20 protein-coding genes are annotated in these 23,980 nt (G+C 43.7%); 1 reads left to right on the forward strand and 19 read right to left on the reverse strand.

Translation table 11 applies throughout. The features are described 5' to 3' along the window. Window positions 1–16 precede the first annotated feature (16 nt). The 6 genes from KME12_09530 to KME12_09555 form a co-directional block, all read right to left on the reverse strand. Window positions 17–694, reverse strand: a complete 678-nt coding sequence (locus KME12_09530) for a chemotaxis protein CheW (GenBank protein ID MBW4488018.1) — start codon at window positions 692–694, stop codon at window positions 17–19. Between the two features lie 432 nt (window positions 695–1,126). Next, a complete protein-coding gene (locus tag KME12_09535) occupies window positions 1,127–2,743 on the reverse strand; it encodes a methyl-accepting chemotaxis protein (GenBank protein ID MBW4488019.1) in 1,617 nt (538 codons plus the stop codon). A 22-nt stretch (window positions 2,744–2,765) separates the two neighbouring features. Next, the gene (locus KME12_09540) at window positions 2,766–4,409 is read right to left on the reverse strand and encodes a methyl-accepting chemotaxis protein (GenBank protein ID MBW4488020.1); all 1,644 of its coding nucleotides are present in this window, start codon (window positions 4,407–4,409) and stop codon (window positions 2,766–2,768) included. A 570-nt stretch (window positions 4,410–4,979) separates the two neighbouring features. After that, complete coding sequence (locus KME12_09545; GenBank protein MBW4488021.1) at window positions 4,980–6,689, reverse strand: methyl-accepting chemotaxis protein; 1,710 nt, start codon at window positions 6,687–6,689, stop codon at window positions 4,980–4,982. 346 nt (window positions 6,690–7,035) lie between these two features. After that, the gene (locus KME12_09550; protein MBW4488022.1) at window positions 7,036–8,403 is read right to left on the reverse strand and encodes a hypothetical protein; all 1,368 of its coding nucleotides are present in this window, start codon (window positions 8,401–8,403) and stop codon (window positions 7,036–7,038) included. Window positions 8,404–8,414: 11 nt separating this feature from the next. Further along, window positions 8,415–8,861: a chemotaxis protein CheW gene (locus tag KME12_09555; protein ID MBW4488023.1), complete on the reverse strand. Its 447-nt coding sequence runs from the start codon at window positions 8,859–8,861 to the stop codon at window positions 8,415–8,417. A 455-nt stretch (window positions 8,862–9,316) separates the two neighbouring features. Here KME12_09555 and KME12_09560 point away from each other — a divergent pair, with 455 nt between their 5' ends. Further along, the gene (locus KME12_09560; GenBank protein MBW4488024.1) at window positions 9,317–10,639 is read left to right on the forward strand and encodes a response regulator; all 1,323 of its coding nucleotides are present in this window, start codon (window positions 9,317–9,319) and stop codon (window positions 10,637–10,639) included. A gap of 2 nt (window positions 10,640–10,641) precedes the next feature. Here the strand turns inward: KME12_09560 and KME12_09565 are convergent, their stop codons facing one another. The 13 genes from KME12_09565 to KME12_09625 form a co-directional block, all read right to left on the reverse strand. Beyond that, window positions 10,642–11,832 (reverse strand): glycosyltransferase, encoded by a 1,191-nt coding sequence (locus tag KME12_09565; GenBank protein ID MBW4488025.1) that lies wholly within the window; start codon window positions 11,830–11,832, stop codon window positions 10,642–10,644. Continuing rightward, on the reverse strand, window positions 11,829–12,992 hold the full coding sequence (locus KME12_09570) for a glycosyltransferase (protein MBW4488026.1): 1,164 nt from the start codon (window positions 12,990–12,992) through the stop codon (window positions 11,829–11,831). Before KME12_09570 ends, KME12_09565 begins: the two co-directional genes overlap by 4 nt. A gap of 29 nt (window positions 12,993–13,021) precedes the next feature. Beyond that, window positions 13,022–14,278: a glycosyltransferase family 4 protein gene (locus tag KME12_09575; GenBank protein ID MBW4488027.1), complete on the reverse strand. Its 1,257-nt coding sequence runs from the start codon at window positions 14,276–14,278 to the stop codon at window positions 13,022–13,024. Then, window positions 14,238–14,936, reverse strand: a complete 699-nt coding sequence (locus tag KME12_09580) for a hypothetical protein (GenBank protein ID MBW4488028.1) — start codon at window positions 14,934–14,936, stop codon at window positions 14,238–14,240. The genes KME12_09575 and KME12_09580 overlap by 41 nt, the downstream gene beginning before the upstream one ends. 695 nt (window positions 14,937–15,631) lie before the next feature. Further along, window positions 15,632–16,642, reverse strand: a complete 1,011-nt coding sequence (locus KME12_09585) for a glycosyltransferase family 4 protein (GenBank protein ID MBW4488029.1) — start codon at window positions 16,640–16,642, stop codon at window positions 15,632–15,634. A gap of 52 nt (window positions 16,643–16,694) precedes the next feature. Beyond that, complete coding sequence (locus KME12_09590) at window positions 16,695–17,606, reverse strand: FkbM family methyltransferase (GenBank protein ID MBW4488030.1); 912 nt, start codon at window positions 17,604–17,606, stop codon at window positions 16,695–16,697. Between the two features lie 15 nt (window positions 17,607–17,621). Continuing rightward, window positions 17,622–18,314, reverse strand: a complete 693-nt coding sequence (locus KME12_09595; GenBank protein MBW4488031.1) for a methyltransferase domain-containing protein — start codon at window positions 18,312–18,314, stop codon at window positions 17,622–17,624. Beyond that, complete coding sequence (locus KME12_09600; protein MBW4488032.1) at window positions 18,311–19,432, reverse strand: glycosyltransferase family 1 protein; 1,122 nt, start codon at window positions 19,430–19,432, stop codon at window positions 18,311–18,313. The genes KME12_09595 and KME12_09600 overlap by 4 nt, the downstream gene beginning before the upstream one ends. After that, window positions 19,429–20,400 carry a glycosyltransferase gene (locus KME12_09605; protein MBW4488033.1) on the reverse strand — a complete coding sequence of 324 codons (972 nt, stop codon included), beginning with the start codon at window positions 20,398–20,400 and terminating at the stop codon, window positions 19,429–19,431. Before KME12_09605 ends, KME12_09600 begins: the two co-directional genes overlap by 4 nt. 10 nt (window positions 20,401–20,410) lie before the next feature. Beyond that, window positions 20,411–21,052, reverse strand: coding sequence for a methyltransferase domain-containing protein (locus tag KME12_09610; GenBank protein MBW4488034.1), 642 nt, complete (start codon window positions 21,050–21,052; stop codon window positions 20,411–20,413). A gap of 17 nt (window positions 21,053–21,069) precedes the next feature. Next, on the reverse strand, window positions 21,070–21,924 hold the full coding sequence (locus tag KME12_09615) for a glycosyltransferase (GenBank protein ID MBW4488035.1): 855 nt from the start codon (window positions 21,922–21,924) through the stop codon (window positions 21,070–21,072). Window positions 21,925–21,993: 69 nt separating this feature from the next. Further along, window positions 21,994–23,091, reverse strand: coding sequence for a hypothetical protein (locus KME12_09620; protein ID MBW4488036.1), 1,098 nt, complete (start codon window positions 23,089–23,091; stop codon window positions 21,994–21,996). Beyond that, entirely contained in the window at window positions 23,081–23,854 is a 774-nt protein-coding gene (locus tag KME12_09625; GenBank protein MBW4488037.1) for a class I SAM-dependent methyltransferase, read from the reverse strand. Before KME12_09625 ends, KME12_09620 begins: the two co-directional genes overlap by 11 nt. Window positions 23,855–23,980: the final 126 nt, after the last annotated feature.

The raw sequence follows: 23,980 nt of genomic DNA on the forward strand, positions 1-23,980 counted from the left end.
TCCTGGTTATCGCTCCTCACAGAATCCTCCGATTCAGCGTGTAAAACAGCAACTCGTCATCTAGGTAGCTAACACTATGGTTTTGCCAGTTGATAATGCCTTTGGTGTAGGTGTCTTTAGCATTAGAGAGGGTGGCAGGCAAATTGCGGATTTCGTCTAGGCGGATAGATTGCACCCCATACACTTCATCTGCCGGAAACACCCAACTACTTTTTTGGCTTTGCACCACCACCATCCGTTGATAAGTAATCTGTTGGTTAGTTGCGTGAGCCGTGGCCTGCTCAATGCCAAGCAAATCTCGGAGTGAAACACACAATTGCAGTTCTCCGCGAATGTTTACCAAACCTTGAAAGATCTGATTGCTCCGGTGGGGCAACGTCCGTACAGAAGTAATCGGTGTAATTTCCTGAAATAAGAGTGCGGGTAGGGCTAACCACTCACGACCCAAGCGAAAGATGACTACTGATAGAGTGCCCGCTGTGGGTTCCGTTTTCTCTTCAGCTAAAGAGCTAGTCCACTCCAGCAGATAATTAGCTGGAATTTCTCGCTCTAGCAAACTGCGGCCCGCCTGAGCATAGACAGAGCAGTTGCGGCAATGGATCATTTCTAAAAGTTCTGGACAGGAGCGATCGCCGGAGACACCAATGTTATTCCAGCAACGTTCCGAGGAAGAGGGTAGGTTGGGTTGATTCATGGGGGCTGAGTTTACAGAAATCGCCGTAAAGCCCACATGCTGTCTTCGGTGGGATATAAGGCGGTGAGCTTTTAGCGAACGAATGAACTATGTATTCTGATAAAATTCAGGTAAGTTCTTCAACATACTTGGGTTTCGGCGGGTTCTGAACAGAAGTTGTTCGGGTAAAGACTCAAACGTACCGTAGGAATGTAGGCTTGGCAGTTTAATTGGAAAACTTGAATCGCTAGGGGTAAAATCCAGGATAAGCCTTCGGCACGCTTCGCTACGCATTGTCTGTCAGTCCTAAAGAGAGAAAACCAATTCTGGTTGTTTGAGAGCAGTCCAACTAGGCAGGGCGTTGTCTAGAGCGAGAGAGCAAGTCAGACGGGGTTCGCCTCGCATTGTTCGCCAGTATCGCTGAATCCCACGTGCTTTAGCCGTGGGAGTGCGTCAATAATCGCTGACCTGAAACCGAGCAATTCCTTGATGTAGGCCTTGCGCCACTGCGCCTAGCTGGGCGATCGCTCGATTAACTTCTTGCAGTGAATCTGCTGTTTGCGTCGATACCTCACTGAGCTGGCTCATCACCTCACTAATTTGTTGTGCCCCTTCCGCCTGAGTTTCCATCCCCTGAGTCACGACTAAAAATTGAGGGGTTAGAGTCGTCACTTGCTCAATAATCTGTCCCATCTGCCGACTCATTTCACTGACTTCCTGAACCCCCCGTTTCACTTCCTGGTTAAACTTATCCATTTCCATCACCCCAGTAGAGACAGAAGCCTGCATCTCTTTAACGGTCTGCTCAATATCTAAAGTTGCCACAGCGGTTTGGTCGGCCAATCGACGAATCTCTCTAGCCACCACCGCAAAGCCTAACCCTTGTTCCCCTGCCTTTTCGGCTTCGATCGCGGCGTTTAAGGACAGTAAGTTCGTCTGGTCAGCCACTTTGGTAATAGTGCTAACCACCTGATTAATACTTTGAGCCTTCTCTCGAATGACTTCTAATCTGGAGGTTATGGAGGCAGTTGATGTCACCAATTGATGCATCGTGTTAGCGATCGCAGTGAGATTGGCCTGGCTCACAGTGGCGCTGGTAGCGGTATCTTGCGACTTAGCAGCAACGACTTCCATCGTTTGTACCAAGTCTCCAGAAGTCACTGCAATTTGTTTTGCGGTCGCTACCACTTCACGGGTAGAAGCAATTTGTTCAGTAGCCGTCGCCTCTAGTTGCTTCCCAAAAGCCGTCAGTTTGGTGATTGAAGCCGTCACTTGAATCCCAGATTGTTGAACTTGTCCAATAAATCCACTGAGACCCTGAATCATCCTTTGAAAGGCGAGGAGAAGCTGACCAATTTCATTGCGATCGCTAATATCAGTTTTTAACTTTACTGTTAAATCACCGACAGAGATTTTCTCAGCAACATCTACAATTTCCGCGATTTGAGACTCCACTTGTCGAGAGAGCCAAAGCCCAACAATGAGATTAAAAACAATAGATATAATTACGCCCAAAATAACTGAAATAACAACTAGTCTTTGGGCAGATTCAGATTCTTGTTCCAGGCGCTGTAACGCAGCCTGCTCTACCTGAAAAATCTGTTGACGGGCTTCGTCAATATCATCCATTCGGAGAGATTGCATAAGAGCTTTAGCTTCAACTAATTGCCCTAAGTCAATTAGCTCAAAAATTTGTTGAGAAATTGCTTGATTTTGATTGATCTTGTTCGCAAGATTCGCTATTTGCTGCTGGCGTTCCAAACCCTGCGTTTGCTGACTAAGATTTCTATAGGCTTGATTAAATAGTTCCAAACCTTTTTCATAAGACCGGATATAGCTTTTATCTTCTGGAAATAACAGATAGCCTCGGACATTTCTGACCATTCTGGCAACACCCAGCACCATTTGGTCAACCTCAACAATAGTGGTCTGAACTATCTTTTCTTCTGCCTGTCTCTGGAAAGCATTGCTTGTGTTGATATGAACAACTCCACCCAGCCCCACTAAACACAGAATGGGCAGGGAGTATCCTATCAAAATACGGTTTCTTAGCCTCTTATGCTTAAACATAGGCTTGATGCATAAACCCAACTCAACTAATTTTGAAGCGCAGAATTTCTTGATTTAATTTTTGAGCTACATCTTGCAGTTGCTCGATCGCGTGATTAATTTCCTTAAGAGAATCTGCCGTCTGCTCAGAGGTATCTCGCAGTTGGGTCATGGCTTCGTTGATTTGTTGAGCGCCTTGAGTCTGCCCCTCCATGCCTTGATTGACCATGATAAATCTGGGTGCTAGAGCCTCTACTTGCTGAATAATTTCTTTCAGTTGGCAACCAATGCCATTAACCTCTCCTACGCCACCTTCTACTTCCTTCATAAATTTGTCCATTTCCATGACGCCTGTGGAAACAGCTGACTGCATTTCATGAACGGTCTGTTCAATATCTAGGGTAGCCACCGAAGTTTGATCCGCAAGACGGCGGATTTCTCTAGCAACTACGCTGAAACCTCGGCCAGATTCTCCTGCTTTTTCAGCTTCGATCGCGGCATTAAGGGAGAGGAGATTGGTTTGATCAGCAACTTTTGTAATCGTGGCAACAACGTTGCTAATGTTATTTGCCTTCTCACTAATTGTTTCTAACTTGCCAGAAATCGTAGTGGTAGCATTGACCAATTGCCGCATTGTAGTTGCCATCTGGGTCAAGCTCATTTGGCTTTTGGCCGCAGCACCTGTAGTAGTCTGCGACATGGCAGCAACTTCTTCCATTGTGTGAGTCAAGGTGCGAGAAGTTGAGGCAATTTCTTGGGTAGTCGCGACCACTTCACTCGTAGCTGCAATTTGCTCGATGACAGTGGATTCTAATTGTTTGCCAGAAACGGCGATCTGGGTGGCTGAAGTTGCGATCTGCAAGCCAGAGTTTTGTACCTGACGTACCAAGGCGTTTAAGCTTTGGGTCATGCTCTCTAAGGCAGCTAGAAACTGGCCAATTTCACCTTGGCGGTCTGTACCTTCAGCGATTTGAACTGTTAAATCACCTGTAGCGATTTCTTCTGTGACACCTACAAGATTCTTGATGGTCAAAATGTATCGCATGAGCATGCGTAACACACTGCCCCAGAGCAGCAACAGCAGCAGCAAAGCAATAATAATGATTGCTGTAGCCCAAAGAGATTGCTGAGCTTGAGCTTGAAGAGAACGCTTCACAAATTGCTGCATCGCCGTAGTTAGTTCTTGCAGTCCTTGCGCATAAATTTGCTTTTGGCGTTCGTATTCTGGGCTAAACAGCAGAGCCGCAGCGGCGGGTGATTTGCCTTGGCGGACTAGATTCAGGGCTTGGTCTTCTATTTGGCTCAACTGAGCATTGGCAGTCGTGGCTTTTGTCACCGCTTCAGTGTCAAATAACTTAGGCAGAAGCTGCATCGTCTCTTGCAAATTAGCTGCTAAGGTTGGCTCAAACTGCCGATAGCGTTCTTCCCAACGGACATCGCCTGTGGTGGTGGCCAGACGAGCAGACATGGTTAGAACTTCATCTAAATAGATCATGCCGCCACTCAGCTCTTGCACTCGTTGATTGAGAACTCTAGTTTTTTGAGCGCTCTGAGCAGAGAACCAAACGTACCAGCCGATACCTCCTAACAACGTAATCGTCGTGCATAGGAGAACAATCCAATTTTTGAGATGAGAAACTCCCTCAGTTTGGGCTTTGCGGGGGTTGATGTGGGTAATTGGAGTCATGGCTGGACAAAACTTTCTATTTAGCTAGCGACGGAAGCCCCGCACTGTACTTGAAAAGACAGCGTCGGGATAGGGAGTCCGGCGATGAGGAGTCTCACCCCGAACGATGCCATGGGCGGGTGGAGTAGGTGAGCGACGAATCGCCAACCTATCGAGCAAATAAAAAGCTTGAAATCTTTCATGGCAAGGGTTTCAGGGTATAATACAGATGGTTTAACAACCCACCTGACCGCATCGAACAGACAGGCAAACTTCAAAGTAGAGGTTCGACCCTTGCCGCAGACAGATCGGTAGCTCAGGGAAGCTGTTTTCTCCAACTGGTCGCCATGGCGTAAATCCAAGAGAAGCAAAAGCAAAAGTTATCAACCTGCGGAAGGCGGGTTGCTGCCTGGGTGGTAGGCAACTATCACGGGAGTCAGTGGGATGTGCTGCGAATGCAGGCATGACCAAAACCTCCAGAAGCTGCGTCAGACCAATACTTTGCTTGCAAGGTGGAGGCAGCGGCTGTTGAAACAGGAAGCCCGTGCTGTATTGCTTGCAATCAGCGTCGGGTACTTCACTAGCTATAGATTAGTAGCTATAGAGCGGTTGTGGTTCCAAGGCGATCGCCCCTACCTTAAAGCGAGAAATTTCTTGGCGCAAGCCTTGAGCTGCTTGGTTTAACTGATCGATCGCTCGGTTGATTTCCTGCAAAGCGTCAGCCGTCTGCACGGAGGTTTCACTTAACTGCACCATTGCTTCGCTGATTTGTTGTGCTCCCTGAGATTGAGCTTCCATTCCTTGATTTACCACCGAAAATCGGGGAGATAGCGCTTGCACTTGCTCAATAATTTCTCCTAACTGCTCACTAATATTGCCCACATCTTCCATACCTCGGCCTACCTCCTTGGTAAACTTATCCATCTCCATGACTCCGGTGGAGACTGAAGATTGCATCTCTTTTACCATCTGCTCAATGTCGAGGGTAGCCACAGCGGTTTGGTCAGCTAAGCGTCGGATTTCTCTCGCTACCACCGCAAAGCCCAACCCGTATTCTCCTGCTTTTTCAGCTTCGATCGCGGCATTGAGTGACAGGAGGTTCGTCTGGTCTGCCACCTTCGTAATGGTATTGACCACACTATTAATGTTGTTGGCTTTCTCGCTAATGACTTCCAGCTTGGCAGAAATGGAGTTGGTCGCTGCCACTAGCTGGCGCATGGTTGTTGCCATCCGGATCAAATCTTCTTGATTGGCAGCTGCCGCTACAGTCGTTTCTTGAGACATGGTCGCGACTTCTTCCATCGTGTTGGCAAGTTCTCCAGAAGTAGCCGCAATTTCCTTTGCAGTCACAACAACTTCATTAGTGGCAGCGACCTGTTCTGTCACCGTGGCTTCCAATTGCTTCCCAGAGGCCGCAATTTTCGTCGCAGAAGTTGTGACTTGAATGCCAGATTGTTGCACCTGACGAATTAAAGAGTTGAGATTGTGAGTCATGGCCTGAAAAGCCATAAGTAGCTTGTCAACCTCATCATTACTGTTAGTCCCAGCCTCAACTTGAGTGGTTAAGTCTCCGGCTGAAATCTGCTCTGCCACAACTACGACATTGGCAACTTTTGTACCTAAAGGCTTCGCGATCGTGCGGCTTAGGTAAGTTCCTAAAGCGATCGCCACCGTAGGACCCGCAATCAATGCAAAGAGCACCCAAAAAGATGCCTGACTACTATCTTGAGCTGCTGCAACCTGAGCAACTCTAGCAACTTCAGCATTGATATCTAAAATTCTCAACAAATCTTCTGTAGCTATATCAAATGACTGACGTTCTTCAAAAGCTAGAAATTGGTTAAGATTTTTGACCTCAGCTTCAGTTAAACTATTTTGCCTTGCAGCCTCGTAAAGTTGAAGGAACTTTTCATGATCTTGCTTCCAATCATCCCAATGAGGTTTAAACTGACCTTTATAGAGAACTGCCTCCTCAGATGTTTGGGGAGCTGACTCATATTCTTTAAACCCATCATCAATTTGCTTCCACGCACTCTTGATGCGGGTCATTTCAGTTTGTTTATTTTCTTCACTAATCTCTGGATTGACTAAAGCTCGCATGGAGGACTGAACCTGAGTCTGCCCCTCATTAACTTTCCAAATGCCAGCAACGCTAGGAAGGCTAGTTTTACTCAAGGTATCAATGTGTTTACTCAGCCGAGAGATGCCCATCCATCCGACTGAGGACGCTACTAGAACAATGACACTCATTAGACCAAAGGAGCCAATCAGTCTACTCTGCAATGACATGTTTTTAAGCATTTAGTTCTCCAAGACAAGAATTAAAATAGCCTCTTACAATCTCTTGCGATCGCACTCAGTCAAAGATGCTGGCAAGAAATAGATAACTTATGTTTCCCAACTTCAGCTCAAACTCACTAACTTTTCATGGCTAATAGAGGTTGTTTTCAAAGATAAATAATCTCTTCAACCAACCTCTACAAGAAAGATCACATTAGGTTTTAATAGTCCTAAATTCAGCAGTTGTAAACTTGTAATATTTCTGAGTACATGGTCTTTGTAGATGTCACTCAAAATGACTACTCTTGTACCGCTACTCCAATTTTCAATTACAGTTTTTCAGGCAGAATTTAAGATGAGTTGAGGCTCAGCCTTGAGAAACATGAATTCGTTGTAACCGCTGCCGTAGAACCTTTGCGCTTGCTACATCCCCTGACTGTTCTTTTAATAAAGCTAGATGTAACAACGCTTCTTCGTGTTGAGGTTGCAAGTAAACCGCTTTACGAAAACATTGCTCAGCGGCTGTTTCTTGCTCTACTGCCTGGTAAAGCTGTCCCAAAAGACAATAGGCTTCCGCACAACTCCGATTGTGGTTGAGGTAAACTTCACAAGCAGCCACAGCCTCAGTCAACTGACCTTTATCTGCTAATGCTTTGGCAGCTTTTAGAGAAGATTTTACAAAAGACTTTTGAGCAGTAGGTTTAGCGATAACCTGCGAACTGGTTGCGTTTGATGCCACCTTGGAAACGATCGTCTCAGGACTCGCTGGCAGTAGCTCCGGAGACTTACGAATTAAGGTAGAGGTTCTGCCTAGACGGGGCTGAGCTGCTTGACTGCGTTTTTGGCTAGATGGACTGTAGGTTTTTAAAGGTTGAGCTTGATCTGGAGGGCAATGGTCCAGCTTACGGAAAGCAAAGGCGAGTGAATGTCGGACTGGGCTAAATCGAGAGGAAGGTAGTTGCCCCATTTCAGAATGGCCGACAAAGAATAACCCCTGCTTTACCAGCAATTGATCTAAGCGACAAACGGTTTGTTCTCTAGCAGCCTGATCGAGATAAATCAGCAAGTTGCGGCAAAACACCACATTATAGATTGATTGGCCCCCTAAAGTCTGAGATTCTAAAACATTTCCCTGAATAAAATTAACTGTTTTCCGCACCGATTCATGGAGTTGGTAGCCATCTGTAAGGCGCTGAAAGTATTGCTCTTTGAGAAAACTGTTTTTTTCATTTCCCTGAGCTTGAGTCCCTGTTTTTCTACCGATCGCAGCATTACCTCGAAACGAGTACTCGTCGTAAACAGCTTTTTGCGCTTTTTGCAGTGCTTTTTGGCTGATATCTACTGCATCAATCCGAAATTGTGGAGCTGTCAACCCTGCTTCCAGCAACGCGATCGCGATCGAATAGGGCTCTTCCCCTGTAGAACAAGGCGCACTCAAAATTCTCAGGACTTGGTTAGGGTGAGCAGGCAACCACTCGGACATCACATAGTGAGCCAAGAGCACAAAGGGTTCGCGATCGCGGAAAAACCAAGTTTCGGGCACCACAATGGTTTCAATCAGTGCTTCTAGTTCTGCCGCTGAGGTCTGTAATTGGGTGAGATAAGTTGCAATATCGTCTAGGGCACACTTAGTCATGCGATGTCTTACGGCTCTAGCGATCGTATTAGAGCCAATGGCAGCTGCATTCAACCCAATTTTTTGTCTGAGTAAATTCTCGATTGCAGCCTGGATCATTCTCAGCTACCTTATTGCACGACTGGCAGACTAGCTCGTTGTTCTGGAGACAACAAATGTTCTACGTGAAGACACTGGATGATGCCTTGAGCATCTAAAACTCTATTCCCTAAATAAGCCGCTGTATCTACAACCATTCCGATCGGGATCGGCGTGGCATCTGCGGCATCAAAGGTCTGAGTGACTCTCTCTGCCAGTAAACCCAAGACTTGGGTCTGGTGATCTGAGGTAAGAAAGCGAGCCACAATAATCCGGGTACTTAAGAAGGAGCGGCAAGGACGGCCCCGAATCAGTTGGCATATATCAACAACAGGAATCATAGAGCCTCGATAGTGTAGGAAGCCAGAAACACAAGGGGGCGCTTGATGCGGTTTGGTCAGGCTCACCAAGGGCAGCACCTCTACTACCTGCTGACCCTCCAAGGCATAACGCTCATCATCAATTGCAAAGAGCAGCATTAACATAGGGGAGGCTAACGAGATCAAATAGAATTTCAGGCATCTCAGCCAGTGACCGGGGGCGATCGCTGAGAATTACTTCTAGAATGACCAAACTAGAGCAAAATTTATCCAGTCACTTGATGGAAGAAGATTAGCCAAAATACGGATTAGGGAACTATAGCGTATAGGCTAAACTATCAAATTATAACTTTCACTACTTAGCATTGCTAATCAACCAATTCCTGATCGCCAACTTTGCCACCTCTAGAGTGGACTCGAATGCAATCTCCTAACAAATTAGAAGCGATTGAATCCTAAGGTTGAATCCTAAAATTTAGTCACTTAAACGGTTCAACGGGTTATCAAAGTCACCCCACAATCTAGATTCTTTAATCCTTCACTTCCAGCCTTTATATTTACACAGATTCATGCATTAAACCCTAGCCATCTCATCAACCTGGCTTATGCTCTCAATGTCACAAGAAATTGCTACTGACAATCTAGAATGCTTGAGTGAGCCGACCTCACTTGCCATAGCTCATCAGATTGTAGTTCTACTAATTGATGATCAAATTATTATCGGGGAAGCCATTCGACGCATGCTGGCTTCTGAACCAGACATTGTCTTTCATTACTGTAATGATCCTGGGCAAGCTATTCAATTGGCTAAAGAAATTGCGCCTACGGTAATTTTGCAAGACTTGGTTATGCCTAACATTGACGGGTTAATGTTAGTGCGGCATTTTCGCTCTAATCCCATTACCCTTAATATTCCGCTCATTGTACTTTCAACTAAAGATGAGCCGAAGGTGAAAGCAGAAGCCTTTGCTTTAGGGATTAACGATTATTTAGTGAAGTTGCCTGACAAAATTGAACTCGTAGCTCGGTTGCGATATCACTCCAGAGCTTATCTAAATCATCAAGCTCAAACGGCTGCTCTCACTGCTCAAGCACAAGCTCAAAAATTAGAGCAAACTTTGCAAGAGCTACGTAAAACCCAATCTCAGCTAATCCAAACCGAGAAGATGTCGAGTTTGGGTCAGATGGTGGCAGGGGTAGCGCACGAAATCAATAATCCTGTTAATTTTATCTACGGCAACCTTAAACATATTGAAAGCTATATTCAAGAACTATTAGACCTAGTTAATCTTTATCAAGAGCAGTATCCTGAACCAGGACCAAAAATTCAAAATTATATAGAAACCATTGACCTAGATTTTGTTACCGACGATCTACCTAAGACATTGTCTTCCATGAAAATAGGGACCGATCGCATTCGGCAGATTGTGCTGTCGTTACGCAACTTTTCTCGGCTGGACCAAGCTGAAATGAAGCCAGTCAATTTACACGAAGGGATTGACAGCACGTTATTGATTTTGAATCATCGGATTAAGCAAGGTATTACCATCATTAAGGAATATCAAGATTTACCTCTGGTGGAGTGTTATCCTGCTCAGCTGAATCAAGTATTCATGAATATTCTGAACAATGCGATGGATGCGTTGCTAGAAGACTCGGAAAAACCTAATAAGGAAATTAAGATTCAGACAGAGTTGCTGAATCCACATCAAGTGCAAGTGCGAATTCAAGATAATGGTTTGGGGATTCCGTTAGAAATTCGAAGTAAGTTGTTCGATCCATTTTTCACCACGAAGCCTGTGGGTCAGGGGACAGGGCTAGGACTGTCTATCTGCTATCAAATTATTGAAAAGCACCAAGGCGAAATCGAAGTTGGTTGTACTCCAGACGGGGGAGCAGAGTTTATCATTCGATTACCTGTGCAACACTTTTCGTAAAGCTATTTTTCTCCTGGTAACGGCTGCTTCTGTAAAATAGCGGTGTAAGCAGCTGCCAATTGCTGAGCGATCGCATCCCAAGAATAATGAGACTGGGCAAATCGACGACCATTTTCTCCCAGTTGCTGTCGTAATTCTGGCGAGTTGAGAAGTTGGGCGATCGCCGCTGATAAGGTTTCGACTTCACCTTCAACAACCAGCCCTGCTTTAGCCCTCGCAATGTCTGGGGCAATTTGGATATCGGGTGTAATGATGACAGGTAGCCCTGCGGCCATTGCTTCCGCCACTGCCACCCCAAAGTTTTCGGAGAAAGACGGCAGGACAAAAATATCGGAACCTTGTAGGAGTATCTCTTTATCTCGGCCAGCTACAAATCCAGTTAAGGAAGTTTGAGCGGTTAGCCCTAAGGAAGCAATAAGAGTTTGTAGATGTTTGAGGTAATTTGGCTCTCCAGCACCAGCTAGGCATAGATGGAAAGGATGCCCTGCTTTGGCAAGGAAGCTGAGAGATTGCAGGAGCAAGTCTGGGCGCTTTTTGTAATGTAGGCGAGACAGAAACAAGACGATAGGGACATCAGGGCTAATCCCGTATTTTTCACCTAGCACTTTTCGCGCTTCGGGGCATGAGTTTGGTATTTCAACTCCTAAGGGAAGGGTGATGGTAGGAGTGTGAATGCCAAATTTTCGGACATCTTCAGCTTCACCAGGAGCAGTACAGTGAATTGCTGAAGCTTGTTGGAGATTACGCTGTTCAATTAACTGAGTATAGAGCCGTTTTTTGGTGCTGCTTTGAGCCAGTGCCCAGGGAGATAGCTGGCCCATTGTACGCACTGTGTAGGGGATTTTATGTTGACGGGCGATCGCACCTGCACAGGTTGAGGCGTAAGAAAACAAATAGTGAGTCTCTAAGGTGTCATACTTAGCAAGATTTTGCCACAACCAACGGGTTAATTCAGCTGAGAAGAGAAACTCCTTCATTCGCAGTGGAAAGCGAGGAAAGAACCAAATAGGTACTTGCTGATACTCAGTTCTCTGCTGGAGCGGCACATCTAGAGTGGTGTCGCCATTATCATTAGTTGTCGCGATCTCAGCTTCTATCCCTAAATCTCTCAAAGCTTTGACTAGATGCAACACTACATGAGTGGGACCACCTAACAAGGGACTGACAGATGGAAGCACATGTAGAACCTTCATCTGGAAGCCTCCCAAATATGAGTTGCGATTAAACTAGTGAGTCTTTGTTGAAAAGGTTCAATTCCATAGATATTGATTACTCGCTGTCGCAAAGTTTCTGACTGGTACAGGAGGGGGTTAGGGTAAGTCTGCTCCAGGAGTTGAACAATGGTATGGGCAATTTGAACTGCATCATCTGGATCAACTAGAGCTCCTAATTCGCCTTGGCAGAGCGCATCAATGGCTCCATCTTGATTTCCTCCCAGCGTGGGTTTACCACATGCCAGGGCTTCTAGGTACACAATGCCAAAGCCTTCCCCTTTGCTGGGCATGGCAAACACGTCACAGAGATTGTAATGATCGCAAAGTTCCTGATCGGAAACGAAGCCTGTTAAGGTTACACAGTCTTGTAGGCCAAGCTGCGTAATTAATTTTTCAACCCGTGGGCGATCGTCTCCTTTACCTACTAAAACATAATGAACGTTAGGGATACTTTGACGGATGATAGGCAGTGCTTCCAGGATCTTGTCGTATCCTTTGTAGCGCTCAGCTCGTGATAGGCGGGCTACGGTGAGGATAGTGGGCTGTGTTGGCGCGAGATTGTATCGCCTGAGTAAATAGTCAGGTTTAGAAGCTGGTTGGAAGCGATGAGCATCGAATGTGACGGGTAATAGGGAAAATTGGTTGGGGTCTAGATGTTGTTCATCAATGAGGCGATCGCGAGTGTAGTGGCTAATTGAGATGATTTTTGCGGCAGCTTGAAGGGCTCTTTTTTTCGTTGAATTTTTGATTTCCCAAGCATCAACGCCATAAACCAAGATCCAATAGGGAATACCTGTAAAACGGTTTAGCCAGTAAGCAACGGGAGCAAAGTTAAGATGACCACAGAGAACTAACTTTGGTCTTTGTTTTAATGCACTTATGGCAATACCCAAAGCAAAGTGCAGGGTTTTCAGTCGATTGGGTTGATTGCCATACATGACAAAGGAAACGGGATGTTGTTGCCAATCTTGAGTAGGGTAAGAGCGATCTAACTTGTCGTGAACCGTAATGTTGAGTGTGGGGAAGGCTTTTGTTAAGGCTTGGAGCAGATCGCCTAGATAAACCTGAATGCCACCTTTGAACTCAAACAGATTCGGAAACCAGAGATGTAGCGAATTTGGTTCTGAAGATTGAGACATAGGTAGCTGAGTTGGGAGGATATTAATATTTAGGAATTATGCAGGAGCGATCGCACTTGGTTGGCTAAGCGCTGACGATATAACTCCCAAGTGAGTTGCTCGGCTTTGCAACGAGCGGCTTGGCCCATTTCAGCTAACTCTTGGGGATGACGGTAGCACCAATCTAGTTTTTCCTGCAATGCTTCTACATTCCGGATAGGGATAATAAAACCTTCAACACCATCGGTGAGGATGTCAAGACCAGCGGTGTTGGGAGTGGTGATCACTGGAATGCCACAAGCCATTGCCTCTAGAAGGACCAATCCAAAACCTTCGACCAAGGAGGGAAAGACTAAGACATTGGCGGAACTATAGTATTGGTTGAGCGCTGTGTGCGGTACGGAAGGAACATGACGGCAGATATCTTGATATTGCGTTAGCCAGCCTGAGGGGAACTCGTTGACACCTACTAACAGTAGCTCTGCATCGGGCAAGTTTAATGCTTGCCAAGCTTGTAAAAGATAGTGAACGCCTTTACGCGGCCCAACTCGACCCACAAACAACGCACGAAACCTAGAGTCTGGTTTTGGTTGAGGTTGAAAATATTCTATGGGCGCACCGTAGGGGATTACACTAATCCGCTCTGCTGGGACACCAATATCTAGGAGCGATCGCTGAGTCATGGAAGAAGCGACAAAGATATGATCTGCTAGTTCTATTTCTTGGTGCTTGCGCTCAATTTTCCAGGTAGGTTCGTGAGCTGCTTGCAGCGCTGGGGCTAGTTCTGGAAACTTCTGAGCCTCCTCTAGCTGAATCTGGCGACTCGTCTTATAAAAGGGAATAGGTAAATCGTATAAACACAAAATGCCCTGCTGTTTTGCCGTTTCAAATGTGGTTGCTGCTCCATCTTCATAGGCATAAATAGCATTCAGGTTTTGTAGATGATGCTGAGCCACATGGCGATCGAGACTTTTGTATACCCAAGCAATCGGACCTTGAGCACCGAGTCCTAGGGATTGGCTTAGCTTCGTCTTCACCAACAGCATCCGTAATGTTTCTTGCCAAGGATGGGCTTGCAGTGTAGTTCCTTGGGGTGGAACCCAAGTTCGCCTTGCCAGCTCAGTAGTAATAGTTTGCTTAACCTTGCTAGGTAACGCTTGTAAATACCAGGGTAAAGAATTAGTTGGATTGTAGGCCGCTGTTGTAATAACTTCATGCAGCACCCCTGCCTCTGCTAGCGCGGTAGCGGCATTGCGAGAAAACGGGCTACTGGTGGGATGAACCAGGGAGGTAAGGGGATGGAGCATGGTATCTCATCACTCGTTCAGCACGATATCGGTTTTCAAGTTGTTCTAATCGGGGTAACAGAAATACGAAGCTGCTGAAAAACCAATAGTAGACCGAAAAAGTATGGTGAAAGACGAGGAAACTTGTAATCTGAATCGCTTGAATGAGAGAAGCGGCTAAGGCTAGGTCACGTAGTAAAGGGCTTTTTAAGCGCCAAAAGACCCGCCATAGCGCCCAAAGAATACTCAATCGTAGCCCATACCAAAGTAGAGAACCGAAAGGGCCTAGCTCTAGAGCCACTCTGCCAACTTCTCCTTCGTAGTAAGTAGGAATAGACTCTCCAGCGGGTAGGTCGAAGGCTCGACGTAGTGAAGGCGTTGCTTGGTGAGTAGCACCCGGCCCATAACCATCCAGCTCCTTATACGCCGAAAACTGAATAGGCTCCGCTAGAGTGCTAACTACACGACTAGATAGATCTTGGTTGGATGTGGTGCGTAGCCAAAAAGCATCAATCGCTGGCTGAAACCAGAGCGTGGCAACAGTTATTGCGATGATGGTGGGTGGAAGAAATTGCTTGAATAAGCGCAGGGTAGTTTGAGGTTGAGTGAGTACTTTGATGCTTAAATATCCGAGTAGAAATAGTACTTCAAAAATTATCAACCCACGCGCACCTGTCATCAAAGAATTAACAGATACTAAGCAAAGTTCAAAGATTAGGATCAGTTTCCATGCGTAAGACTGCCTATTAGACAGCAGCGGGATTAAACAGCCAAAACAAATTAGTAGGTAGATAGTGTATCCACTAATATATGAAAAAGTTCCTGTAACTCGAACAATATTAGCTACCCCAAAGGTTGCGACTGCTAAATCCCCAGGAGTATAGATATTAAGGGGGCTGGAAGGAGGGCTGAAAAATTGGGCAATTCCTAGTAAACCTACTGGAATAGTTAGTAGCAAGTGCGATCGCAAAAACTTGTGTAAAGATTCCTGTGATTGGAAAAGGATTGGAACAATCCACATTAAAGGAATATAAAGAAGGTATCCTCTCAGGCCAAACAAACCAACTAGAGGCGAGCCTAGGCTGGGATTAAATATCTGAAATATACACCAACCAGCAAGAAGCAAAACTAGGGTATTGATCACTGAAAGCTTGAATACCAATCTTCTACGTTCCGATACAAGGAAGTTAGTATAAGCAGCGATTAAAACAAAGTCTTTCAGGAAATACATTAGATCACTCGCTTGAGGAAGCACCCATTTTCGGAGAGCACCTTCAATCACAAGTAGAACAAACACTAGTTGTATACTACGACGCCAACTAAAGCATGAAATACCAAAGAAACCTATAACTGCCAGTAAACCAAGTAGTAGCTTCACTGAAGAGCCCTCTCAAAAACCTTTAGATATGCTTTGGCAACTTCTGCCTTTTGATGTCGTACTAGGTGTTGCTTTGCGTTTTCTCGATACGTGGACAATTTACCGGGATGATTCAACAAATCAGCTAATATTTTTGTTAAAGATTTGACATCGCTGTTGGGGAAGGTGACTCCACAAGGCCCAATCGCATCTTTTAATCCGCCTCCTTCCGAGCCAACTACAACACAACCACAGGCAATACCCTCTAGAGCCACAACTCCAAATGGCTCTTGCCAACGGGATGGAACTACTAAAATTTGGTGTGCATTGAGTAAGCGGTTGAGTTCTATTTCAATCTTTGCACCAACAAATTCCACCTGTGTTTCAATACCTAACTCAATTGCCTGTTGCCGTAGTTTGCTTTCTTCTGGGCCATTTCCAACAATGGTTAGGCTTGGTGTTAATCCCTTAGCTTTAAGCTGGGAAAGAGCCTCTAGCAGTAAATCTACTCCTTTATCAGGGACGAGCCGCCCTAGAAAGATTAGTTCGCGATCGCGAATAATTTCTGGGATCAGATAAAAAGTTTCTTCTTGATAGGGATTAGGAATCACTGTAGAGGTAGCTGATAAGTGTGCAGCAACAGCAGAGCTAGCTGAGATATTAGTGGCAAAATGAGTAACAAACTGCTTTAAATAGTCTTGCCAGCCAGGTCTTCCATTAGAGCGGAGATACCAAGTCTGATGAGTAACAAATAGTGGTTTAGGAACCATTAGCAAAGGAAAAATTCCTTTTAAGCTGATACAGCCCTGAAAAAAAATATCGCACCAAGAAGTTAGGTATAGAAGATTTTTAAGATTGGGCTTACGAATAACTTCAAACGGAAAATCTTTAATATCTTTGGTTGGGGTTTGTGAAACTAATTTGACTTCGTGTCCTTGTGCAACTAACTCATAAGCAAGGATGGATACTACAGTTTCCAAACCACCAATTCTTGGATAAAAATAAGGGGAGTAAATGAGAATCTTCATCTCAATAGAGCTCTACTTAATTTGTAGAGAATACTTAAAACGCCTTGTCAGCCTAGGATGTACGGCAAGATCTCCATCCCCAGGTGCTAAGTAACTGCAACGCACGATTTGGATTAACCGTCGCAAGGTAATTAGGTGGTTCCCAGGGATGATGCCATTGTTGTTTCGGGGACGTTAATAAGGGCTTACAGAAGCCTTTGCGAATTCTAAAAATTCTATAGCCATGAGATTCCAAATACTTGGTGACTTTGGTGGGATACTGACCGTGTTCTTCAAAAACAATGTCACGAATTCTTTTGCCAGAAATCCACTCTCCTGCACCCTCTAAAACTTCAAATTCATGGCCCTCAACATCAACTTTAAGTAGATCGATTCGGGAAACTTTTACAGATTCATCCAATCTGGTTTTAGGGACTGAATACATCTGCAAAAGACCTTGGGCACTTAGCTTGTGAGAGTCATCTTTCGATATAAGGGAAGCTTCTCCTGAGTTGTTTTGAGGGATTACCAATAAGCCTTCTCCAGACTGATTAGAAAGAGCAAGCTGTAGTAGCTCAATTTGACTCCATCCTTGCTCGTGCCGCCAAGTATCGAGAGTTTCGCAAAATTCCCGATAGACTTTGGGATTAGGTTCAAAAGATATAACCTTACCGGACTTGCCAACTTTGCTGGCCATCAGGCTTGTAACATATCCAATATTCGCCCCTATATCCAGTGCTGTCTCTCCATGCGTTAATAAACGCCAAATTACTTCTGTTAGGCTTAAGTCATACATACCCTGCAACCATATAGAGTAAGCAACTTTATCATCAGGATTTGAGCCTACTCTAACTTTCACGCCCCAAGGCAATAAAACATCCTTAGGATTGCTCTCTATTTTCTGTAGCGAGAGTAAGGCGCGATGATAGATTTGTTTAGGTCTAAAAAGATATTCGGGGCGATTTAGATAATGAATGACTTTCATAACTATACTTTGGCGTTACTGACTTAACTTTTGAGCCATAACTAGTACATTGTCACTAAAACGAACTCCTTTTAAGAAATTACCTGATATACTTTGCCACGAGATGCCAGGTAGTTTAGGAATACCTCCTGAGTCTGTGAACCTAAATTCCAGTTTTTTAAAACCTACTTCTTGCAAGATGCGTTCAATATCTTTTTGTAAAAGAGCAGTGATATGTGCTGGATAACATGTATCACTAAAGGCAACAAAATGACCTTGTAAAATCAGGGCTAGTAAAGCTCTCCAGCTTTCATTATTGGGGGTACTGAAAAGTAATCGTCCCTGAGGACGGAGTAGACGGAACCACTCTCTTACTACTGCCCTTGGGTTTTCTAAATGCTCAATGATTTCTGCTGCAATAATTACATCAAATGATTGGTCAGGAAAGTTTGTACTTTCATTGAGATCCCAACTAATCCATTTAATCACCTCCTCTAATTCGGAGGGACGAGGGAATAGATCGATTGCGGTAATTGAATTAAATAAATTGCTAGATTTCAATCTACAAGTTAAGCTGCCTGTTCCAGCTCCAAAATCTAAGACATCACCTTTAAGCTCTAATTCTTTTATTGTTTGCTCAAAAGTTGCGTAGATTACACCACTACTAGTACCTCTACTTGCCTTAGAAGCAATTTGTCGTCGAGTTTTAAGAGACTGTAAGGTATTCAATGTCTATCTCCAGAAGACAACTCTGGGTTGGCTATGCATAGATCTGCAAAGACTTTAGCTTGCGCCTTTAGATTGTGGGCTTGATACCAATTGTAGGCGTTATCTGCGATCGCTTGCATTGCTGTTAAGTCTTTCAGAGCAGCGTTAGGCATATCAGGAGCCCAGTAATATTTTCCAGCTTCTATACCATCTGCTGAGTGACCTTTTTTGGCGGAATTTATAGTGAGGATTCCATGTGCACAGTAGGCTGCAAAGATAGTTGATTTGGCTAGAAAGCCAGGGGAGTAGTTGAGAAAGCCTGCTAGAGAGTGGGACAGGATATGGCTAATTTCTGCTGCTGGTAATGCACCTCTCTCAATGACTGCAACTTCTTTAATAAAGGATAGATTTAAACCTGTGGGTGGTCCTATATCTAAGATTTTCTTAATGCCTAAGCTTTGACAAACTTTTATTAAGGTATCGGCTGAGTCTTGATACACTCGCATTCTAGAAGCACGACCACCAAATACTACTAATTGTGGCGATCGCTCTGGCAATGGTAAAACTTGCCTTGGTTCCCCTACTGTAGAGAAAACAGGTAGAACTGGGATTTCTGAGTAGCTTTTAGGGTTTAACTCCTGGAGTAAATCTGCATAGAGCTGTTTGCTAGTAATGCAGCGATCGCTCAGTTTTGCTAGTCGAGTTGCTAAATTTCTTTGTAGAGGTGAAAGCCAGAAAGTACTAGTCCAAGGAGGTCCAGAAGCGTAAACCTCATGAAACATCGTGACTAATCGTACACCCGGATTCTTAGCTTTCCAGTTTTCCAATCCTTCTATCAACCATATAGGGCAACCCCGCTTAGCATAACCATAACCAACGTAGTGTAGGAAAACTGTTGAACTACAATCTTTCGATAGCAAGGCAAAAAGATCACTAGCTGAATTTATGGTTAATCGAGTAACACAAAATTCATTAAGCTGTCTACTTGCCATCCAATTCGGATCAGTAACAATAAAGTGGGTTTCTATGCCAAAACTGCTGCGTAGGTAAAGAGCTAGATGCAAAGCGTAATCTCCTACACCATCAACTGCCGGGGGGATACGAGGAACAATACAGGTAACGGATAGAGGGCTCTTCATTTCAAGTGAGCATGATGTTTAACTTGATACCCTAGCTGATATAGTTGGCAACCTGCAAAAGATGGTAGTGATGTACAAAGGGCCTGTAGCCACCCCATAGGACGTACACGTTTTGCATAGGGATAATACTTGCTTGCAAAAAGTCGTCTAGCTTGGTAGTGTTCCTTCTGCAACAAACACTGACTGACAGCATTAACCATGAATGAGGATAGTAGTTCTTCCTTATAAGGTTCGATCGTAGGGTGTACTGGAATAGTTAATAAATAACTGACAAGCTTTTCGATCCGTAACCCAGCCCTTGTAGCTGACCGCTCGTGGACACGGTACTCAGATACATAATGAGGGACAAAGGCAAAACGTCCTCCCGCCTGAGCCAAACGAATAAACAGCTCAATTTCAGGAGTATTGAGATCCTCTTTAAACCGTAGTTTTTGCACGTCTTGCGTACGGATTAGAGAAGCAGACATTGGTATAGAATTTTGCCATATTAGGACTTCGGGGTACTGCACCTCACCTGGAAGTAAAACATCACGATGATAGTGCTGAGTGTACTGATAGCTTTCGGATTCTAGACGAACTCCTTGGCTATTAATGATGTAATGATTGGCGAAAGCTAGATTTATATCAGAATTTATCGCATTTACCATAAGCTCGGTAAAGTTTGGCAAAAGGCGGTCATCATCCCCAGGAATCACTAAATACTCACCTTCAGCAGCATCAGCGAGAGCATTCCAATTGCCTGCCAAACCTAAATTATATGTATTAAATCGATAACGAACTTTAGAGTTTTGATTGGCTAGGGCCTCACTCCAAGTGTTTATAGACTCATCTAAGCCATCAGGACGAGGATCTTGACTAATAAGAACTTCAACATTTGAGTATGTTTGTGCGAGAGCCGAGGCTACTGCTTCCTTTAAATAACTGAGACGGCTATAGGTAGGAATAGCAATTGTTACTAACGGACCCATTTGAATAGTCTTATTTTAGACGACAGCAAAAAATAAACTGAAAACCAAATAATCCTGGAAACATGCGGACAGTAGTTCGGTCAAGTAAAGAGCTGATTGAGTGAGGTAAAAATCTACGGATTACTGGCAAAGGGAAATTACCATCAGCTTCAGCTTCAATAACTTTGTAACCATTTTGCTCCAAAAGCTCTTGACCTGTTTGCCAATCAAAAAAACGAAAATGGGTTTTATCCATTAGGCCTCCATCGGTATATCTGAATCTACCTGTCAAAAATTCCCAACGCTGCTTCCAATACAAAACATTTGGCAAAGCAACAATCAAAACTCCATCGACAGTCAAATTACCATGCAATTGACTTAACAATAAGTGAGGGGAATGAAGGTGTTCTAAAATATGACTACAAACAATACAATCGAATTGTTTTAGATTTTCTAAGGAGAGGTTGTTTAAGTCATCTACTATTACCTGATCTAAATGAGTAGAAGCTACTTCTGCTTCCGTGTTCGAGTAGGTGACTCCTACAACTCTACAATCAAAAACTTGCTTGATTTGCTTACCGAGAGATCCAGAACCACAGCCAAGATCCAAAAGATGTTTAGTCGTCTTTGGAATCTTCTTCAAAACTGGATAATTTACTGCTTCATATAACATAATTAGGATTTGTGAATTTACTCTAATTTAGTTTCAAGGGGATACTTTTGATACCAGTAACTTAATTTTCGTAAGACATAAAGTATCTCAAGCATCAAGGAAGCAACCGCTATCACAGAGTCCCAAGACAAAGAAAAGCGAAGAATTGTTCTTACACGTACTTTAATAAGCTGAAACAGAAAAAGGCTCTTTCTGAATTTTTGCTTTCTCTTTCGATGCCAATAATAGATTTCACATTCATGTAGCTTTCCAATTTTATTATTCAACAAAAATTTCTTGACTGGATGTTCAACCACAGCATTCTCAATAAAATTGAACATATAGCCAGCAAGCTGAATTCTATCTCTTAAATCAACATCCTCCATGTGAGGATGAGGAAAATTTTCGTCAAAACCATTCAACTCTTGAAACAATTTTGTTTGGACCATCATATTACATGACCAAAGATAGCCACCTGTAAGATTAATAGGTGCATGCTCTAAAGGCGAGTGTATGCCAGCCTCACATATAGTTCTACCTTCATAAACATAAGTATCTGGAACGATCGCGGCTGCAAAACTTGAGAGCCATCCTGAATTGGGTAAACAATCATCATCTGTAAAGACAAGCCAGCTACCTTGGGCGTATCTAGCACCATTATTTCGATTTGCCGCTGGACCCTTGCGAGGACCCATCACCCACCTTACCCAGTGATAGCCCTCTAAAATCATCTGCTCTGCTGTTGTTGTAGAGCCATCATCTGTAACAATCACTTCGTATTGATTGGCTGGCAGAATTTGAACTTCAGGAGCAAGACAATCTAGGCATTTCGCTAGAAGATTGTTGCGATGGTAAGTAGGAACAATGACAGAAAAAAGTATGCTGTCGCTCATTTTCTAACCTCCACGCCAACAAATGTAAATTAGAGCTTAGTAACAGAAAATTCGCTTTAATACAATAGTTTACTTTCTTTTTAAGACCTTATCAAATATATCCATCACCGCATTAGAAAAAGATAGTGAATTCATGTAAGTGTCAGCAATTTTCCTGGCTCGCTTACCCATTACTATTGCCTGTTCAGGATTGTCTTCGAAAAACTGAATTGCTTTGCGCCAGCCATCAACATCACCTACATTTACCCAAATCCCAATTTCTTCTACTTCAATATCCAAGTCAATAAAAGGCTGTTTAGTCATAATTACAGGTTTACCCATTCCTAGAGCATCCATCAAGCTAGTAAGCCCTGATAAACTGTTACCTCCAGATAACGGAATTGCTATTACTCTTGCTTTTGCATAAATTTCTAGCAGTTCGGGGTACATCATGTGTTGCTCATCTGATTGCACTATGACTTTTACATTCCCTCGAAAGGCTTGGAATTCCTTTCTAAAATCACTTTGTAGACAGATAATCTTAGTCGGCACTTCTGTCAAAGATGCTGCTTTGCCAAAAGTAGAAAAATCTCTACCTGTTCTTCCTGCTGCTACTATTCCCGTTCCCAACTCTGAAGTTTGAGGATAATAGCCTGGATCAGGCCCCCAAGACAGGATCTCAGACTGGCAAGAAGTATCACTTAATTGCAATATTTGTTCACTAACCTTTGCACTCAAGCTTGGAAATGCATCAGTGCCTTGAATTTGAAGTTTAAAGAATGGAGCCCGAAATTTGTCTAGCCTACCACCACGATCTAAAGGATGGTGTGCTACACAAACTATTGGAACTTTAATAAGTCCTAAAGCTCGGAAATAGGTAAGTAAATGGGTTTGCGTTTGGCAAGGTGCATAGATCAGATCTGCCTGAGCTAGACGCTTCAAGCAAGCCCACTGCTGATCGAGGCAACCAAGAGGTACGAGTGATGGGAGTTTTCCAAGAGACTTATCTACAAATTGGAAAAATGGCAAATTTTTAAATGGAATCAATTTAACTTCATAACCTCTCAAGTGGAAGTAGTTAATTCCATAAAGATGATGGTTGGGTTTCTCCCCACGTCTTACTTGTTCCCAAACATATTCGAGAGAATAGTTGTTAACGACAAATACCTGGGGCATTTCAGTTTTCAACGTTTGGAAAAATTACTTGGCTCGAATAGCGAATTGCTCCTATACCTAAGCCATCCTGAGCGGAATCTTCAACAAACTCATAACAAGAGTAGAAACATTTGATCTCATCCCAGAATTTGGGGACGCCTCCAACCCATCTATTAGTTTTCGTACCATAGCGAGTGAGATAATCCGGTACAATGTCGTGGAATACAATAATTCCTTCCTCACGTACGAAGTGCCTATATTTTAGAAAATCCTGTTTGACTCCCTCATAATGATGGTCACCATCAATAAATAGTAAATCTAGTTTGCGATCGCCAAGAATCTGCTTCACTTTGTCTACAGTATTCTGTTCATAAGACGAGCCGCTCACAAATTCAATCTCCTGTGAAGGCTTAGAAAAGTAACAGAGTTTAAATTGATTCCTGACAAACAAATCTATGCCAACCATCAAGCGTACAGAGGGTAGAGCTTGGCTTAGCAAAAAATTTGTTCCTCCATCGGCTGTTCCAATTTCACATACGTATTTTGGGCTTTCGTTCTTTGCAAATTCTAAAAAGCTAATAATTTCAGATTTAATTTGATGAGGGCCAAACTCCTTAGAGGAAAATTCAAAAAATTCTTCTAGAGTAGAGCATCTAGCAAAGCAGCCATTTTTTCGCTGCTTATCTTTCGTCTGAGTCCTAAATAAAAATTCTTTTCGTCTCTCTTCCACTACCCAAGATAATTCCTTAATTAGCGGAAAACGCAAAAATCTACGCCGCGCTCGACCAATAACCACAATTAGCTCCACTTCAAATTAGTGTTGTTTTTTATATAAAACTTAAATCTATAGCCATAGAGTATGAATTCGCCAATTACGCTTACTTGCAAAAGTAAAACTTTAAAGTTATCTACTGTCAGCATT

This window comes from Trichocoleus desertorum ATA4-8-CV12 (assembly GCA_019358975.1).
Classification (GTDB): domain Bacteria; phylum Cyanobacteriota; class Cyanobacteriia; order FACHB-46; family FACHB-46; genus Trichocoleus; species Trichocoleus desertorum_A.

Bases quoted from the DNA above. Each gene is read 5' to 3' on its own strand.
- KME12_09530 (MBW4488018.1), bottom strand. From the start codon at position 694: ATGAATCAACCCAACCTACCCTCTTCCTCGGAACGTTGCTGGAATAAC.
- KME12_09535 (MBW4488019.1), bottom strand. From the start codon at position 2,743: ATGTTTAAGCATAAGAGGCTAAGAAACCGTATTTTGATAGGATACTCC.
- KME12_09540 (MBW4488020.1), bottom strand. From the start codon at position 4,409: ATGACTCCAATTACCCACATCAACCCCCGCAAAGCCCAAACTGAGGGA.
- KME12_09545 (MBW4488021.1), bottom strand. From the start codon at position 6,689: ATGCTTAAAAACATGTCATTGCAGAGTAGACTGATTGGCTCCTTTGGT.
- KME12_09550 (MBW4488022.1), bottom strand. From the start codon at position 8,403: ATGATCCAGGCTGCAATCGAGAATTTACTCAGACAAAAAATTGGGTTG.
- KME12_09555 (MBW4488023.1), bottom strand. From the start codon at position 8,861: ATGCTGCTCTTTGCAATTGATGATGAGCGTTATGCCTTGGAGGGTCAG.
- KME12_09560 (MBW4488024.1), top strand. From the start codon at position 9,317: ATGTCACAAGAAATTGCTACTGACAATCTAGAATGCTTGAGTGAGCCG.
- KME12_09565 (MBW4488025.1), bottom strand. From the start codon at position 11,832: ATGAAGGTTCTACATGTGCTTCCATCTGTCAGTCCCTTGTTAGGTGGT.
- KME12_09570 (MBW4488026.1), bottom strand. From the start codon at position 12,992: ATGTCTCAATCTTCAGAACCAAATTCGCTACATCTCTGGTTTCCGAAT.
- KME12_09575 (MBW4488027.1), bottom strand. From the start codon at position 14,278: ATGCTCCATCCCCTTACCTCCCTGGTTCATCCCACCAGTAGCCCGTTT.
- KME12_09580 (MBW4488028.1), bottom strand. From the start codon at position 14,936: ATGACAGGTGCGCGTGGGTTGATAATTTTTGAAGTACTATTTCTACTC.
- KME12_09585 (MBW4488029.1), bottom strand. From the start codon at position 16,642: ATGAAGATTCTCATTTACTCCCCTTATTTTTATCCAAGAATTGGTGGT.
- KME12_09590 (MBW4488030.1), bottom strand. From the start codon at position 17,606: ATGAAAGTCATTCATTATCTAAATCGCCCCGAATATCTTTTTAGACCT.
- KME12_09600 (MBW4488032.1), bottom strand. From the start codon at position 19,432: ATGAAGAGCCCTCTATCCGTTACCTGTATTGTTCCTCGTATCCCCCCG.
- KME12_09605 (MBW4488033.1), bottom strand. From the start codon at position 20,400: ATGGGTCCGTTAGTAACAATTGCTATTCCTACCTATAGCCGTCTCAGT.
- KME12_09610 (MBW4488034.1), bottom strand. From the start codon at position 21,052: ATGTTATATGAAGCAGTAAATTATCCAGTTTTGAAGAAGATTCCAAAG.
- KME12_09615 (MBW4488035.1), bottom strand. From the start codon at position 21,924: ATGAGCGACAGCATACTTTTTTCTGTCATTGTTCCTACTTACCATCGC.